Genomic DNA, 15,050 nt, shown 5'->3' on the forward strand with positions numbered 1-15,050 from the left:
CACAATGAGATTCGCCCGCCTCGGCGACGCCGGCACCGAGATCCCCGTCGTCCTCGACGGCGACCGGACCCTCGACCTGCGCAGCGTGACGCACGAGGTCGACGGCGCGTTCCTCGCCTCCGACGGGGTCGCCCGCACCCGCGCCGCGCTCGCGGCGGGCGCCCTCCCCGAGCTCGCCGACGCCGGGTCGCTGCGCGTCGGCGCGCCGATCGCCCGGCCCTCCGCGGTCTACTGCATCGGCATGAACTACGCCGCGCATGCCGCGGAGTCGGGTTCCGAGCCGCCCACCCGCCTCGTGATGTTCATGAAGTCCCCGAACACGGTCGTCGGCCCGTACGACGACGTCGCGATCCCGCCGGGCAGCACGAAGACGGACTGGGAGGTCGAGCTCGGCATCGTCATCGGCCGTCGTGCGAGCTACCTCGCGTCGCCGACGGAGGCGCGCGACCACATCGCCGGCTACGTCGTGGCGAACGACCTCTCGGAGCGGGACTGGCAGCTCGCCCTGTCGGGCGGGCAGTGGTCGAAGGGCAAGAGCGCCCCCGGCTTCTGCCCGACCGGCCCGTGGTTCGTGACCGCCGACGAGGTCGACGCCCACGACGTGCGGCTCACCAGCACCGTCAACGGCGAGCCGCGCCAGGACTCCCGCACGAGCGACCTCATCTTCGGCATCGACCGGATCGTGCACGAGCTCAGCCAGGTGCTCGTGCTCGAGCCGGGCGACCTCGTGCTCACGGGCACGCCCGAGGGCGTCGCGCTCTCGGGCCGCTTCCCCTATCTCGCGCCCGGCGACGTCGTCGAGCTCGAGATCGACGGCCTGGGGCGCCAGCGCCAGCAGGTCGTCGCCGCCTGATCCCGCATCCACCTCGAGAGGACCGACACCCACGATGTCCAACGACTTCACCGGACTCGTCGCGATCGTCACCGGCGGGGCATCCGGCCTCGGCGCCGCGATCGCCCAGCGCCTGCGCTCGAGCGGCGCCACCGTCGCCGTGTTCGACCTGCGACCGGATGCCGCGCCGCACGCCGACCTCGCCGTCGCGGTCGACGTCGGCGACGACGCCAGCGTGCGCGCCGGCGTGGAACGCGTCGTCGCCGAGCTCGGCCGCATCGACGTGCTCGTGAACAACGCGGGCATCGGCGCGCAGGGCACCATCGAGGCGAACGATGACGACGAGTGGCATCGCGTACTCGACGTGAACGTCGTCGGCATGGTGCGCGTGAGCCGCGCCGTCCTCCCGCACCTTCGTCGCTCCCCCGCGGCCGCGATCGTCAACACGTCGTCCATCGCCGCGACGGCCGGCCTGCCGCAGCGCGCCCTCTACAGCGCAAGCAAGGGCGCCGTCGCGGCCCTCACCCGAGCCATGGCGGCCGATCACCTGCGCGAGGGAATCCGGGTCAACGCCGTGAACCCGGGGACCGCCGACACCCCGTGGGTCGGGCGACTCCTCGACTCGGCACCCGACCCGGCGGCCGAGCGCGCCGCGCTCGAGGCGCGCCAGCCGCACGGGCGCCTCGTCGCCGCCGACGAGGTGGCCGACGCCGTCGCGTACCTCGCGAGCCCGGCGGCCGGCTCGACGACGGGCGTCGCGCTGGCCGTCGACGGCGGCATGCAGGAGCTCCGGCTGCGGCCGGCCTCGAGCTGACGACCGGCCACGGATCGACGCGCGGGTTGTCGACGTCGTGGCGTGAAGGCCTCCGTTCGTTGTACGCCATGCACATCGGCCGCGGCGATGCGGCCGATAGCCTAGACGGGTGAGATTCGCGCACCTCAGAGCCGAAGGCCAGACGACCCCTCGGCTCGCGGTGGTGGTGGCGGAGGCCGCGCTCTTCCTCGACGACGTCATGGAGCGCGCGCCGCGCGACCTGCAGGACCTCATCGAACGCGGCCGCGAGGGCCTCGCCGAGGTGCGCGGGGCCGTCGACGTCGCGCTCGGGAACGGCGCCGAGCTCACGGCCGTGTCGGAGCTGCGGCATTCCTCCGCGGTCCTGCGCCCGGCCCAGGTCATCGCCATCGGCGCGAACTACGCGGCGCACGCCTCGGAGCTGAAGCTGCGCTCCGAGTCGGCCATGACGATCTTCTCCCTCTGGCCGAACTCGCTCGCGGGTCACGGCGCGACCACGACGTGGCCGGAGGACCTCACCACGCAGGTCGACTACGAGGCGGAGCTCGGCGTCATCACCGGCCGCCCGGCCCGCGGCGTGCACGTGCGCGACGCGCTCGACTACGTCTGGGGCTACACCGTCGTCAACGACATCACGGCGCGCGACCTGCAGTTCAGCGAGGCGCAGTGGTCGCGCTGCAAGTCGTTCGACGGGTTCACGCCGACGGGCCCGGTCGTCGTCACCGCCGACGAGATCGCCGATCCGCAGGACCTCTGGCTCACCACGAACCTCGACGGCCGCATCATGCAGGACGCCTCGACGAACGAGATGGTGCGCGGCGTCGCCGAGATCATCTCCTACCTGTCGCGCTCGGCGACGATCCCCGCGGGCACGCTCATCTCCACGGGGAGCCCTGGGGGCGCGGGCTACTCCCGCAACCCCCAGGTCTTCCTCCGCGACGGCTCGACCGTCACCGTGTCGATCGAGGGCATCGGCTCGCTGACGACGCACTGCCGCGTCATCTGACGCGTACGGCGCCCGCCGCGAGCCCTACTCGCTCGCCTCGCCCTGCAGCTCGACGACCGGGATCGCCTGGGTGATCGGCTGGATGCCCGAGAGGCGACCCGGCTGGAGCTGCTTCATCACGTCGGCGCGGGTCATCAGGCCCGCCTCGACGACGAGGTCGGCGACCGGACGGCCGGTGGCCAGCGCCTGCTTGGCGAGCTTCGACGCCTCGTGGTAGCCGATGAACGGGATGAGCGCGGTGATGACGCCGACGCTCGACGCGACCATCGCCTCGAGGCGATCGGTGTTGGCGGTGATGCCGTCGACGCAGTTCACCCGCAGCGTCCAGCACGCCTGGCGCATCCAGGTGATCGACTGCAGGAGCGAGTGCGCGATGACCGGCTCGAAGGCGTTGAGCTGGAGCTGGCCGCTCTCGGACGCCATCATGACCGTGACGTCGGCGCCCGCGACCGAGTAGGCGACCTGGCTGACCGCCTCGGGGATGACCGGGTTCACCTTGCCGGGCATGATGCTCGAGCCCGCCTGGCGCGGTGGGAGGTTGATCTCGCCGAGGCCCGCCTGCGGGCCCGACGAGAGCAGGCGCAGGTCGTTGCAGATCTTCGAGAGCTTGATGGCGCTGCGCTTCAGGGCGCTCGAGAAGGTCATGAAGACGCCCGTGTCGCTCGTCGCCTCGACGAGGTCGGGCGCGGTCTCGAGGTACTGGCCGGTGATCTCGCTGAGGTGACGCACGACGGAGGCGCCGTAGCCCGGGTCGGCGGTGATGCCGGTGCCCACGGCCGTGCCGCCGAGGTTGACCTCGCTCAGCAGCTTGATGGTCTCGCGCAGGCGCGCGATGTCCTCGCCGAGCGTCGTGGCGAAGCCGTGGAACTCCTGCCCGAGCGTCATCGGCACGGCGTCCTGCAGCTGCGTGCGGCCGACCTTCAGCACGTCGGAGAACTCGCGGCCCTTGCGGCCGAACGCGATGCGCAGCTGGTCGAGCTCGTAGAGCATCGTCGTCAGCGACGCCGTCATCGCGAGCTTCAGCGCCGTCGGATAGGTGTCGTTCGTCGACTGGCTGCGGTTGACGTCGTCGATCGGGTGGACGATGTCGTACCGCCCCTTGGGGTAGCCCGCGATCTCGAGTGCGAGGTTCGCGATGACCTCGTTGGCGTTCATGTTCGTCGAGGTGCCCGCGCCGCCCTGGATGACGCCCACGCAGAACTGGTCGTGGAGCTCGCCGTCGATGATGCGCTGGCACGCCTCGTCGATCCAGGCCGCCTTCTGCGGCGACAGCGCGCCCACCTCGCGATTCGCTCGCGCCGCCGCCTGCTTCACCTGCGCCAGCGCGATCACGAGGTCGGCGTAGACGGAGATCGGCCGCTTCGAGATCGGGAAGTTCTCGAGCGCGCGCATGGTGTGCACGCCCCAGTACGCGTCGGCCGGAACCTGCACGCTCCCGAGCGAGTCGGTCTCGGTCCGCGTCTCGATCGGTACGTCGGTCCTGGCCACGTGCTCCTCCTCCACGGTCGGACGGGTGGGCAGGTGTTGGGGTCGGGTCATCGACACAGGTGGCTCCATTGCCTCGTGTGGCTGCCGCCTCGTGCGGCGGCACGCCGCTGTTCACGCGCGGGGTCTCCGCGACTCGGATACCCTTCGAGCCTACCGCTCACGCGCGGTCGCCGGCCGCACGCACGATGGGCGGCGGGACGCCCCCACGTCCCGCCGCCCGTCGCGCCGCGACTCAGACCCGGTCGGGCTCGTCGACGTCGTCGACCGCGGTCGCCGCGGCGGTGCCGTCGACGCCGTCGGAGGCGAGCAGTTCCTCCTCGACCACGCCGCCGTAGCCCTCCTTCTGCGGGTTGCCGTGCAGGCCGCCCGAGACCGCGTACTCCTCCTCGGGCGACAGGATCAGCCGGTGCCGGCCCCACAGCGCGAAGACCAGCAGCATGACCGCGTACACGACGCCGATCGCGATGATCGCCGGCACGAACGTCGGGTTGAGCAGGAAGCCCAGGAAGATGAGCGCCGCGATCACGGCCGCGACGACCGCGCCGGGGATGCCCCACGGGCTGCGGTAGGGGCGCTCGGCGTTCGGGTACTTGCGCCGCAGGATCACGAACGCGACCATCTGCAGCAGGTACGCGAGCACCGCGCCCCACACCGCGATGTTCAGCACGATCGCGCCGGCCACCGCACCGGCGCCCTCGGCGTCGGCCTGGGCGAGCAGGTCGAGCACGATGAGGGCGACGAAGCCGATCACGGCACCCGCGACGAGCGCGACCCACGGCGTCTGCCGCTTGCCCGTGAGCGAGAGGAACTTCGGGTAGTACCCGGCGCGCGACAGCGAGTACATGTTCCGGCCGTAGGCGAACATGATGCCCTGGAGCGACGCCAGCAGGCCGATGAGGGCGAACAGCGCCAGCAGCGCGGCGAGCTCGTCGCCGACGATCGCGCGGAAGCCGTCGAGCAGCGGCTCCGCGGCGACGCCCGTCGCCTCGGCGCCGACCACGCCCGTGTTGAGGAACAGCACGAGCAGGCCGGTGACGATGAGCGTGCCGCGGGCGATGAGGCCGGCGCGCGGGATGTCGCGCACCGGGTCGTGCGACTCCTCCGCCGCGAGCGGCAGCTCCTCGATGCCGAGGAAGAACCACATGGCGAACGGCAGCGCGAACAGGATCGGCAGCACGCCGTGCGGCAGGAACGCCGTCTGGCCCGGGTCGGGCGCGATGTCGAACAGCTTGTCCCACGCGAACTGGCCCGAGAAGATCGCCATCGCGCTGAACACCAGCAGGATGGCGATGGAGATGATCGAGACGACGATCGCGAACTTGAACGAGATGTTCGCTCCCGCCGCGTTGATGCCGATGAAGACCAGGTAGAGGATGATCCACCACACCCAGCCGGGCATCGAGAAGCCGAGCAGCTCGCTCGTGATGGCGTCGGCGTAGGAGGCCGAGAAGAACACGATGACCGCGGTCGTCGCGACGTACTCGATGGTCTCGGCGAGCCCCGTCACGAACCCGCCCCACGGCCCCATCGCCGCGCGCGAGAACGAGTACGCGCCGCCCGTGTGCGGCATGGCCGACGACATCTCCCCGATCGAGAAGATCAGGCCGTAGTACATCGCCACGAGGATCACGAAGGCGATGAGCATGCCGCCGAAGCCGGCGAAGTCGATGCCGAAGTTCCAGCCGGAGAAGTCGCCCGAGATGACCGCCGCGACGGCGAGGCCCCAGAGGCCCCACACCCCGGCGGCGCGGGTGAGCTTTCGCTTCTCGAAGTATCCGGAGTCGGCGGTCGTGTACTTCACTCCCGAGACCCTCAAGGTGTCTTTCGCCATGACGGCTCCCTAGCTCTCATCGGCGCGGGCCGGGGAGGCCGGCGCAGGGGGTGCGATGCGGTTGGCCCCGATGATAGGGCTCCCAATGGTCGCTCGTACAGACCTTTTTCGGGAGCGCGGTGGCGCGGCATCCGTTGACTGCTCGAAGTGAACGCGGAAGAAGCGGTGTCGGAGCCGCCCGCGGCTGTGATGTAATGGTCGCCACAGCAGACCATTCACCGCCTCGAGGAGGAGCCACGGATGTCGGCACCGACCGGATACCTCTCGCTCGACCAGCTGCGCGACGCGGTCGCCGACGGCCACGTCGACACCGTCATCGTCGCGTTCACCGACATGCAGGGCCGACTCGTCGGCAAGCGCGTCTCGGCCCGGCTGTTCCTCGAGGACGTCGCCGCGCACGGCGCGGAGTGCTGCAACTACCTGCTCGCGGTCGACGTGGAGATGAACACCGTCGACGGCTACGCCATGTCGAGCTGGGAGCGCGGCTACGGCGACATGGCGATGATCCCCGACTTCACGACGCTGCGCATCGCGCCCTGGCTCGAGGCGACGGCCCTCGTGACCGCCGACCTGCAGTGGCTCGACGGCACGCCGGTCGAGGCCTCGCCCCGTCGCATCCTGCAGCGGCAGCTCGAGCGGCTCGCCGAGCGCGGCCTCACCGCGCACGTGGGCACCGAGCTCGAGTTCATCGTGTTCGACGACTCCTATCGCGACGCCTGGCGCAAGGGCTACCGCGACCTCACCCCCGCGAGCGACTACAACATCGACTACGCGCTGCTCGCGTCGACCCGCATGGAGCCGCTGCTCCGCGACGTCCGCAACGCCATGGACGGCGCCGGCATGTACTGCGAGGGCGTGAAGGGCGAGTGCAACTTCGGGCAGCAGGAGATCGCGTTCCGCTACGACACCGCGCTGACGACCTGCGACAACCACTCGATCTACAAGAACGGGGCGAAGGAGATCGCCGACCGCCACGGCAAGTCGCTGACCTACATGGCGAAGTTCGACGAGCGCGAGGGCAACAGCTGCCACATCCACATCAGCCTGCGCGGCGAGGGCGGGTCGGCGGTCTTCAGCGACACGGATGCCCCGAACGGCATGTCGAAGCTGTTCCGGCACTTCCTGGCGGGCCAGCTCGCGGCCATGCGGGAGCTCACGCTCTTCTCGGCGCCGAACGTGAACTCCTACAAGCGCTACGTCGCCGGATCGTTCGCGCCGACCGCGATCGCCTGGGGCCTCGACAACCGCACGTGCGCGCTGCGCGTCGTCGGCCACGGACACGGGATGCGCGTCGAGAACCGGGTGCCCGGCGGCGACGTGAACCAGTACCTGGCCGTCGCGGCGCTCATCGCGGCGGGCCTGCACGGCATCGAGCAGGAGCTCGAGCCCGACGACCTGTTCGTCGGAAACGCCTACGAGAGCGACGTCGCGCGCGTGCCGGCGACCCTGCGCGAGTCCGCGGACCTGTTCGCCGGGTCCGCGGTGGCGCGCGAGGCCTTCGGCGACGAGGTCGTCGAGCACTACCTCAACAACGCGCGCGTCGAGCTCGCGGCCTACGACGCGGCCGTCACCGACTGGGAGCGCGTGCGTGGCTTCGAACGACTCTGACCTCGACTTCGCGACGACGAGTGGGAGGGGGGACGGCGCGGATGCCCCGGTGCCTGTGCCGGCGGCATCCGCGCCGTTGATCGGCGTCACGACCTACCTCGAGCAGGCGCAGACCGGCGTCTGGGACGTGCGGGCGTCGTTCCTGCCCAAGGTCTACCTCGATGCGGTGACCGACGCGGGGGGCATCGCCGTGCTGCTGCCGCCGCAGCCCGTCTCCCCCGAGATCGCCCGCTCGGTGCTCGCCTCGCTCGACGGCCTCATCGTCGCGGGCGGCGCCGACGTCGACCCCGCCCGCTACGGGCAGGAGCCGCACCCGCGCACGGGCGCCCCGCGCACCGATCGCGACGCCTGGGAGGACGCGCTGCTCAGCGAGGCGATCGCCGCCGAGTTGCCGTTCCTCGGCATCTGCCGCGGCGCGCAGGTGCTCAACGTCGCGCTGGGCGGCACGCTCGTGCAGCACCTGCCCGACGTCGTGGGCAGCGAGCGCTACCAGCCCTCCCCCGCCGTGTTCGGCGCGGGCGAGGTGACGGTCAAGCCCGGATCCCGGCTCGCGGCCGTGCTCGGCGACGAGGCCGGCACGCTGCCCGTGCACTACTACCACCACCAGGCGCTCGACGTCGTGGCCGACGGCCTCACCGTCACCGCCCGCAGCGAGGACGGCGTCATCGAGGCGGTCGAGCTCGAGACGGTGCCGTTCGGCATGGGCGTGCAATGGCACCCCGAGGAGAACGCCGCCGACCGCCGCCTGTTCGCCGGCCTCGTCGAGGCCGCCGGCACGCACCGCACGAGAAGGAGCATCGCGTGAGCCACACGATCGTGAACCCCGCCGACGAGCAGGTCGTCGCGACGGTCACGTCCGCGACGATCGAGGAGACGGATGCCGCGATCACCGGCGCCGCGACGGCGCAGCGGGACTGGGCGGCCCTCGCCCCGGTCGACCGCGCGCGGATGCTGCGCCGCTTCGCCGAGGCGGTCGACGGCGCCGTGGAGGAGCTCGCCGCCATCGAGGTGCGCAACTCGGGGCATCCGATCTCGCAGGCCCGCTGGGAGGCCGGCCACGTGCGCGACGTGCTCGAGTACTACTCGGCCGCGCCCGAGCGGCTGTTCGGTCGGCAGATCCCGGTCGCCGGCGGACTCGACGTGACGTTCCAGGAGCCGCTCGGCGTCGTCGGCGTCATCACCCCGTGGAACTTCCCGATGACGATCGCGTCATGGGGCTTCGCCCCGGCGCTCGCGGCCGGCAACGCCGTGGTGCTGAAGCCCGCGGAGTGGACGCCGCTCACGAGCATGCGGCTCGCCGAGCTCGGCCTCGAGGCGGGCCTGCCCGAGGGCCTGTTCCAGGTCGTGGCCGGCAAGGGCTCGGTCGTGGGCGAGCGGTTCGTGACGAATCCCACCGTGCGCAAGGTCGTCTTCACGGGCTCGACCGAGGTCGGCAAGCACATCATGGCGGGCTGCGCCGAGCAGGTGAAGCGCGTGACCCTCGAGCTCGGCGGCAAGAGCGCGAACATCGTCTTCGCCGACGCCGACCTCGAGCGCGCCGCGGCCACCGCGCCGTACGGCGTGTTCGAGAACGCCGGCCAGGACTGCTGCGCGCGCAGCCGGATCCTCGTGGAGCGCAGCGTCTACGAGCGGTTCATGGAGCTGCTCGAGCCCGCGGTCGCGGGCGTGAAGGTCGGAGATCCGGCCGACGAGACGACCGAGATGGGCCCGCTCGTCGCCCGCCAGCACCTCGAACGCGTGCGCTCGTTCGTGCCCGACGACGCCGACGTCGCGTTCCACGGCAGCGCACCCGGCGGCCCCGGGTTCTGGTTCGCGCCGACCGTGCTCACGCCGTCACGGGAGTCGCGCGCCGCGCGCGAGGAGATCTTCGGCCCGGTCGTGTCGGTGTTCCCGTTCGACGACGAGGCCGACGCCATCCGGTTCGCGAACGCGAGCGAGTACGGCCTCTCGGGCTCGATCTGGACCCGCGACCTGAGCCGCGGCATCCGCGTCGCCCGTGCCGTCGAATCGGGCAACCTCAGCGTCAACTCGCACTCGTCGGTGCGCTACGCCACGCCGTTCGGCGGGTTCAAGCAGTCGGGCCTCGGCCGCGAGCTCGGACCCGACGCGCCGCTCGCCTTCACCGAGACGAAGAACGTCTTCCTCGCCGTCGACTGACCGACCGAACCCTACGACAGGAGCACCATGACCGACCTGGCCCGCATCGACCTCACCCAGCGGCTCGCCGGACGCGTCGCCGTCATCACCGGCGGGGCATCCGGCATCGGACTGGCCACCGCGAAGCGCCTCGCCGCCGAAGGCGCGACGGTCGTCATCGGCGACATGGATGCCACGGCCGGCCCGGCCGCGGCCGAGCTCGTCGGCGGCCTGTTCGTGCAGGTCGACGTGACCGACCAGGAGCAGGTGGACCACCTCTTCGACGAGGCGGCCCGCGTGTACGGGTCGGTCGACGTCGCGTTCAACAACGCCGGGATCTCGCCGCCCGACGACGACTCCATCGAGACCACCGAGCTGCCCGCGTGGCAGAAGGTGCAGGACGTGAACCTGAAGTCGGTCTACCTCTGCTCCCGCGCCGCGCTGCGGCACATGGTCGCGCAGGGCCGCGGCTCGATCATCAACACCGCGTCCTTCGTCGCGGTGATGGGATCGGCCACATCGCAGGTCTCGTACACCGCGTCGAAGGGCGGCGTGCTCGCGATGAGCCGGGAGCTCGGCGTGCAGTTCGCCCGCCAGGGCATCCGCGTGAACGCCCTCTGTCCCGGGCCGGTGAACACCCCGCTCCTGCAGGAGCTGTTCGCGAAGGATCCCGAGCGGGCGCAGCGCCGTCTCGTGCACATCCCGGTCGGGCGGTTCGCCGAGCCCGAGGAGCTGGCGGCCGCGGTCGCGTTCCTCGCGAGCGACGACGCGTCGTTCATCACGGGCTCGACGTTCCTCGTCGACGGCGGCATCAGCTCCGCCTACGTCACGCCGCTCTAGGCTCGAAGCATGCGAACCGACGCGCACGACGAGCAGGCGGGGGCGGATGCCGCGGCCCCCGTCGACGGCGCCGCGGAGGTGCTGAGCGCGGGGCTCCTGCTGACGCCCGCGCGCCCGGCGAACGCGTTCGAGGAGACCGTGCAGCGCCTGCTGCAGTCGATCCGCCTGGGCCTCATCGGACCGGGCGAGCGCCTGCCGCCCGAGCGCGAGCTCGCCGGGATGCTCGCCGTGAGCCGCGACACGGTCCGCGAGGCGATCGGCTCGCTCGCCGAGGCCGGATGGGTGGTGTCGCGGCGCGGGCGCTACGGCGGCACGTTCGTCTCCGAGGAGCTGCCCACCGCGTCGCCGCGCAGCTCGACGCTCGACCGCGACCCGACCGACCAGCAGGCGCGACTCGAGGACACGCTGTCGTTGCGCGCGGTCATCGAGGTCGGCACGGCGCGACGGGCCGCGGAGAGCGAGCTCGCCGCCGGCGACCGCGAGCGGCTCTGGCAGGCCTACGAGGAGTGCCGCGCGGCCCGCGGCGACCAGTACCGAATGGCGGACTCGCGCCTGCACCTGCTCATCGCGGAGGTGCTCGGGGCGCCGAGCGTCATCCCGCTGCTCGCCGACGTGCGGATGCGGGTCAACGAGCTCCTCGACGGCATCCCCCTGCTCGCGCCGAACATCGCGCACTCCGACCAGCAGCACCGCGCCATCGTCGACGCGATCCTGCGCGGCAGCCCCGACGACGCGGCGGCGGCCATGGCGGAGCACCTCGAGGGCACCGAGGCGCTGCTGCGCGGCTTCTACGCCTGACGCGGGTCGCGGCATCCGCCCGGCACGCGAACGGGCCGCCCCCGAAGCCAGGGGGCGGCCCGTCGCTCCCGGTGCACCGGGAACGCGATCACGCGATCAGAGGAACGCGAACGGCAGGAACGCGAGGCCGACGAGCGCGGCGCCGAAGGCGAAGAGGATCGTGCCGGCGAGCATGACCGCGTTGAGGACGATGCCCCAGATGGCCATGGTGCGCGTGTTCGGCTCGCGGCTGAGCGCCATGATGCCGAGCACGAGGCCGATGATCGGCACGAAGAACGTGGAGCTCGCGACGATCGACACGAGGCCGAGCACGAGGCTCGCGACGCTGAATCCGCGCGACTCGGCCACGGATGCGGCGGGGGTCGCGTAGGGGTTCGGCTCGCCGAACGGCGCCTGCTGCGACGAGGTGGGAGCTGCGGTGGTCATGGTGGTGATCTCCTGTTCGTGGGTGTGCTTCCACGCTACGGATGCCGCGCATCCCGCAGTATGGGGCTATCCCCCCGAACCGGAGGTGGGGCGACGCCCGGTCAGGCGATGCCGATCAGGTGGCGCTGGGGCGACGCCCGGTCAGGCGATGCCGAGGAACCGGTGCAGCGCCGGCACGATGAGGAAGATGCCGACGAGCACGGCGAGGGCGCTGAGGACGAAGCACGTCCAGGCGCCGACGAACGCCGCCCGCTTCTGGCCGTCGGTGAGCGGGCTCTTCTTCGCGGCCTTCGCGGCGCGCTTGGCCGCGGCCTTCGCCTCGGCGGGCGAGATGACCGTGATGGCGTCGGTGAACTCCGCCGGCGTCACGATCGGCGTGCGACCCGAGATCGTCAGCAGCCGGATCCCGAGCGCGTACGTGCTCACGATGACGGTCGCGCCGAGGAACGCCGCGAGGAAGACGATGACGAATGCGCCCCAGTCGATCATCGGGTCACCTGCTTCTTCGGCTTCGGGTTGCGCTTGATCTTCACGGCCCGGCCCGAGTCCGCGACCTCGCTGACCACGTTCTGGTGCGAGACCTCGCTGCGCCGCGACCACAGGAAGATGCCCGCGATGACCACGACGCCGGCGATGGTGTCGATGATGATGCCGACGACGCCGAGCTGGGCGACGAGGGCGGCGAGTGCGCCGACGGCGCCGGCGGCCGGGAGCGTCAGGAGCCAGCCCACGCCGATGCGGCCCGCGGTGCGCCAGCGCACCTTCGAGCCCCGACGGCCGAGGCCCGAGCCCACGACGGATCCTGAGGCGACCTGCGTCGTCGAGAGCGCGAAGCCGAGGTGCGTCGAGGCGAGGATCGTGGCCGCCGTGGAGGTTTCCGCGGCGAAGCCCTGCGCGGGCTTCACGTCGGTGAGGCCCGTGCCGAGCGTCTTGATGATGCGCCATCCGCCCATGTACGTGCCGAGCGCGATGGCGATCGCGCAGACCACGATGACCCAGAACTCGGGGCCGGTGCCGACGGGCTGGAGACCCACGGAGATGAGCGTGAGGGTGATGACGCCCATGGTCTTCTGCGCGTCGTTGGTGCCGTGGGCGAGCGCGACGAGCGAGCTCGAGAAGATCTGCGCGTGCCGGAACCCGTCGCGGCCGTCGGGCTTGCCGTCGTAGCGCCGGGTGATCGAGTACGCGAGCTTCGTGGCCGTGTACGCGACGATGCCCGCGGTCAGCGGCGCGAGCACCGCCGGCAGGATGATCTTCGAGAGCACGACGCTGAAGTCGATCGCGGCCACGCCGAAGCCGACCAGCGCCGAGCCGATGAGGCCGCCGAAGAGCGCGTGGCTCGACGACGACGGCAGCCCGAGGAGCCAGGTGACCATGTTCCACACGATGGCGCCGATGAGCCCCGCGAAGATCAGCTCGGGCGTGATGAGCACGCCCCCGTCGCCCTCCTTGATGATGCCGCCCGAGATGGTCTTGGCCACCTCGGTGGACAGGAACGCGCCGATGAGGTTGAGGATGGCGGCGATCGTGACGGCAACCTTGGGGCGGAGCGCGCCCGTGGCGATGGGTGTCGCCATCGCGTTGGCCGTGTCGTGGAAGCCGTTCGTGAAGTCGAAGAAGAGCGCCAGTGCGATGACCAGCACGACGATGAGGAGGGTTTCCACCGGCGTCTTTCTCTGTCTCGGCGATGGGATTCACCGAATGTTCAGGGGACGTTGGTTGCGGATCCGGCGAGCGCCGTGCCCCGACGATACTACGCGACCGACTCGGGCTCAGCCACCACGGTCGCGAGATCCTCACCGAACACGAAGGTGCGGCGCACGCGGCCGCCGGCGAGCACCTCGGGCAGCCAGCGTCGCGCGTCGTCCCACATCTCGTCGAAGGGCACGTCGGCGACGGCGAACCACTCGGGGTCGAGCTCGTCGGATCCCGACGGCTCGCCCGTCCACGTGCTGCAGACGAACACGCTCGACTCCTGGCTCCACGCCTCCCGGTGCGGGAAGTGGTACGTGAGCAGGCCGCGCGGTTCGAGGTCGGATGCCGCGACGTCGACGCCCGACTCCTCGAACACCTCGCGCACGGCGGCGTCGACGGCCGACTCCCCCGGCTCGAGCTTGCCGCCGAGGCCCACGAAGTACCCCTGGCCGAGACCGTGCTTCTTGCGCCCGAGGAGCACCTGGGTGACCCCGCCGTGCTCGCGGACGAGGTAGCATACGCAGACCTGGGGCAGCGGCATCCGTCAGCCGAAGAGGATCTTCGCCTCGTCGTACCGGTCCTGGGGGACGCGGTTGAGGCTGCCGGTCGCCTCGGCGATCGACACGGTCTTGATGTCGGTGCCGCGGAGCGTCACCATCGAGCCCCACGCGTGGGCGTACGCCGCCTCGATGGCCGCCATGCCGAGGCGCGTCGCGAGCACGCGGTCGTAGGCGGTGGGCTCGCCGCCGCGCTGGATGTGGCCGAGCACGGTCGAGCGGGACTCGATGCCCGTGCGCTCCTCGATGAGCGGGGCGAGCACGTCGGCGATGCCACCGAGCCGCGGGCGGTTGAAGGCGTCGAGGCCCTTGTGCGAGTGCGCCTCGGTCATGCCGGGCAGCGTGAAGCCCTCGGCCACGACGACGAGCGGTGCGCGGCCGCGGTCGCGCACCGACTCGACCCACTCGCAGATCTGCTCGATGGACTGCGGCTGCTCGGGGATGAGGATGGCGTGCGCGCCGCCGGCCATGCCCGAGTGCAGGGCGATCCAGCCGACGTGGCGGCCCATGACCTCGAGCACCATGCAGCGCCCGTGCGAGTCGGCCGTGGTGCGCAGGCGGTCGATGGCCTCGGTCGCGATCTGCACGGCCGTGTCGAAGCCGAACGAGTAGTCGGTCGCGGCGAGGTCGTTGTCGATGGTCTTCGGCACGCCGAGCACCTTGATGCCGCCCTCGTCGTGCAGGCGGCGCGCAGCGGTGAGCGTGCCCTCACCGCCGATCGCGATGATCGCGTCGATGCCCTCCTCGTCGAGCATCCGCTGGATGTTCTCGGGGCCGCCGCCCTCGCCCTCGAAGGGGTTGGTGCGGCTCGAGCCGAGGATCGTGCCGCCCGTCTTCGCGAGGCCGCGCACGTCGTGCCGGGTGATCGGGATGATGTCGCGCTCGACGACGCCGCGCCAGCCGTTGCGGAACCCGACGAACTCGGTGTCGTGGGAGATGACGCCCTTCAGCACGGCGCCGCGGATGACCGCGTTCAGGCCGGGGCAGTCGCCCCCACTCGTGAGCAGACCGATCTTCATGTGTGCGGGACTCCCAAGAAC

General features: G+C 71.3%; 15 protein-coding genes. 8 read left to right on the top strand and 7 right to left on the bottom strand.

What is annotated here, in order from left to right; genetic code table 11:
* Positions 1-4 precede the first annotated feature (4 nt).
* The 3 genes from FYC51_RS00710 to FYC51_RS00720 all read left to right on the top strand — a co-directional run bounded on the left by FYC51_RS00710 (position 5) and on the right by FYC51_RS00720 (position 2,631).
* Positions 5-853, top strand: coding sequence for a fumarylacetoacetate hydrolase family protein (locus FYC51_RS00710; protein WP_148731795.1), 849 nt, complete (start codon positions 5-7; stop codon positions 851-853).
* 34 nt (positions 854-887) lie between these two features.
* On the top strand, positions 888-1,646 hold the full coding sequence (locus tag FYC51_RS00715) for an SDR family NAD(P)-dependent oxidoreductase (protein ID WP_148731796.1): 759 nt from the start codon (positions 888-890) through the stop codon (positions 1,644-1,646).
* Positions 1,647-1,755: 109 nt separating this feature from the next.
* Positions 1,756-2,631, top strand: a complete 876-nt coding sequence (locus FYC51_RS00720) for a fumarylacetoacetate hydrolase family protein (RefSeq protein WP_238476155.1) — start codon at positions 1,756-1,758, stop codon at positions 2,629-2,631.
* Between the two features lie 24 nt (positions 2,632-2,655).
* Here the strand turns inward: FYC51_RS00720 and FYC51_RS00725 are convergent, their stop codons facing one another.
* Complete coding sequence (locus FYC51_RS00725; protein WP_148731797.1) at positions 2,656-4,170, bottom strand: aspartate ammonia-lyase; 1,515 nt, start codon at positions 4,168-4,170, stop codon at positions 2,656-2,658.
* Between the two features lie 181 nt (positions 4,171-4,351).
* Positions 4,352-5,950 (bottom strand): amino acid permease, encoded by a 1,599-nt coding sequence (locus FYC51_RS00730; protein ID WP_148731798.1) that lies wholly within the window; start codon positions 5,948-5,950, stop codon positions 4,352-4,354.
* Between the two features lie 240 nt (positions 5,951-6,190).
* Between FYC51_RS00730 and FYC51_RS00735 the strand changes: the two genes are divergently transcribed.
* From FYC51_RS00735 to FYC51_RS00755, 5 genes are read left to right on the top strand one after another with little or no spacing between them, the layout of a single operon-like run.
* A complete protein-coding gene (locus FYC51_RS00735; RefSeq protein WP_148731799.1) occupies positions 6,191-7,558 on the top strand; it encodes a glutamine synthetase family protein in 1,368 nt (455 codons plus the stop codon).
* Between the two features lie 55 nt (positions 7,559-7,613).
* Positions 7,614-8,363 carry a gamma-glutamyl-gamma-aminobutyrate hydrolase family protein gene (locus FYC51_RS00740; protein ID WP_222863251.1) on the top strand — a complete coding sequence of 250 codons (750 nt, stop codon included), beginning with the start codon at positions 7,614-7,616 and terminating at the stop codon, positions 8,361-8,363.
* Positions 8,360-9,715, top strand: a complete 1,356-nt coding sequence (locus tag FYC51_RS00745) for an aldehyde dehydrogenase family protein (protein WP_238476157.1) — start codon at positions 8,360-8,362, stop codon at positions 9,713-9,715. The genes FYC51_RS00740 and FYC51_RS00745 overlap by 4 nt, the downstream gene beginning before the upstream one ends.
* A 27-nt stretch (positions 9,716-9,742) precedes the next feature.
* Positions 9,743-10,534, top strand: coding sequence for a 3-oxoacyl-ACP reductase (locus tag FYC51_RS00750; protein WP_187432426.1), 792 nt, complete (start codon positions 9,743-9,745; stop codon positions 10,532-10,534).
* Positions 10,535-10,543: 9 nt separating this feature from the next.
* Positions 10,544-11,332, top strand: coding sequence for a FadR/GntR family transcriptional regulator (locus FYC51_RS00755; protein WP_148731801.1), 789 nt, complete (start codon positions 10,544-10,546; stop codon positions 11,330-11,332).
* A gap of 96 nt (positions 11,333-11,428) precedes the next feature.
* On the opposite strand, the gene FYC51_RS00760 is transcribed toward FYC51_RS00755, so the two are convergent.
* From FYC51_RS00760 to FYC51_RS00780, 5 genes are all read right to left on the bottom strand, one after another.
* Positions 11,429-11,758, bottom strand: a complete 330-nt coding sequence (locus FYC51_RS00760) for a DUF4190 domain-containing protein (protein WP_148731802.1) — start codon at positions 11,756-11,758, stop codon at positions 11,429-11,431.
* A gap of 141 nt (positions 11,759-11,899) precedes the next feature.
* The gene (locus FYC51_RS00765; protein WP_148731803.1) at positions 11,900-12,247 is read right to left on the bottom strand and encodes a peptidase; all 348 of its coding nucleotides are present in this window, start codon (positions 12,245-12,247) and stop codon (positions 11,900-11,902) included.
* The gene (locus tag FYC51_RS00770; RefSeq protein WP_148731804.1) at positions 12,244-13,422 is read right to left on the bottom strand and encodes an inorganic phosphate transporter; all 1,179 of its coding nucleotides are present in this window, start codon (positions 13,420-13,422) and stop codon (positions 12,244-12,246) included. The genes FYC51_RS00765 and FYC51_RS00770 overlap by 4 nt, the downstream gene beginning before the upstream one ends.
* A gap of 89 nt (positions 13,423-13,511) precedes the next feature.
* Positions 13,512-13,994 carry an 8-oxo-dGTP diphosphatase gene (locus FYC51_RS00775; RefSeq protein ID WP_148731805.1) on the bottom strand — a complete coding sequence of 161 codons (483 nt, stop codon included), beginning with the start codon at positions 13,992-13,994 and terminating at the stop codon, positions 13,512-13,514.
* Positions 13,995-13,997: 3 nt separating this feature from the next.
* Positions 13,998-15,029 (bottom strand): 6-phosphofructokinase, encoded by a 1,032-nt coding sequence (locus tag FYC51_RS00780; protein WP_148731806.1) that lies wholly within the window; start codon positions 15,027-15,029, stop codon positions 13,998-14,000.
* Positions 15,030-15,050 lie beyond the last annotated feature (21 nt).

This window comes from Agromyces mariniharenae, from assembly GCF_008122505.1.
GTDB lineage: Bacteria > Actinomycetota > Actinomycetes > Actinomycetales > Microbacteriaceae > Agromyces > Agromyces mariniharenae.

Excerpts from the sequence above, each read along its gene's own strand:
- FYC51_RS00710 (WP_148731795.1), top strand. The coding sequence starts at position 5 with ATGAGATTCGCCCGCCTCGGCGACGCCGGCACCGAGATCCCCGTCGTC.
- FYC51_RS00715 (WP_148731796.1), top strand. The coding sequence starts at position 888 with ATGTCCAACGACTTCACCGGACTCGTCGCGATCGTCACCGGCGGGGCA.
- FYC51_RS00725 (WP_148731797.1), bottom strand. The coding sequence starts at position 4,170 with ATGACCCGACCCCAACACCTGCCCACCCGTCCGACCGTGGAGGAGGAG.
- FYC51_RS00730 (WP_148731798.1), bottom strand. The coding sequence starts at position 5,950 with ATGGCGAAAGACACCTTGAGGGTCTCGGGAGTGAAGTACACGACCGCC.
- FYC51_RS00735 (WP_148731799.1), top strand. The coding sequence starts at position 6,191 with ATGTCGGCACCGACCGGATACCTCTCGCTCGACCAGCTGCGCGACGCG.
- FYC51_RS00750 (WP_187432426.1), top strand. The coding sequence starts at position 9,743 with ATGACCGACCTGGCCCGCATCGACCTCACCCAGCGGCTCGCCGGACGC.
- FYC51_RS00755 (WP_148731801.1), top strand. The coding sequence starts at position 10,544 with ATGCGAACCGACGCGCACGACGAGCAGGCGGGGGCGGATGCCGCGGCC.
- FYC51_RS00760 (WP_148731802.1), bottom strand. The coding sequence starts at position 11,758 with ATGACCACCGCAGCTCCCACCTCGTCGCAGCAGGCGCCGTTCGGCGAG.
- FYC51_RS00765 (WP_148731803.1), bottom strand. The coding sequence starts at position 12,247 with ATGATCGACTGGGGCGCATTCGTCATCGTCTTCCTCGCGGCGTTCCTC.
- FYC51_RS00775 (WP_148731805.1), bottom strand. The coding sequence starts at position 13,994 with ATGCCGCTGCCCCAGGTCTGCGTATGCTACCTCGTCCGCGAGCACGGC.
- FYC51_RS00780 (WP_148731806.1), bottom strand. The coding sequence starts at position 15,029 with ATGAAGATCGGTCTGCTCACGAGTGGGGGCGACTGCCCCGGCCTGAAC.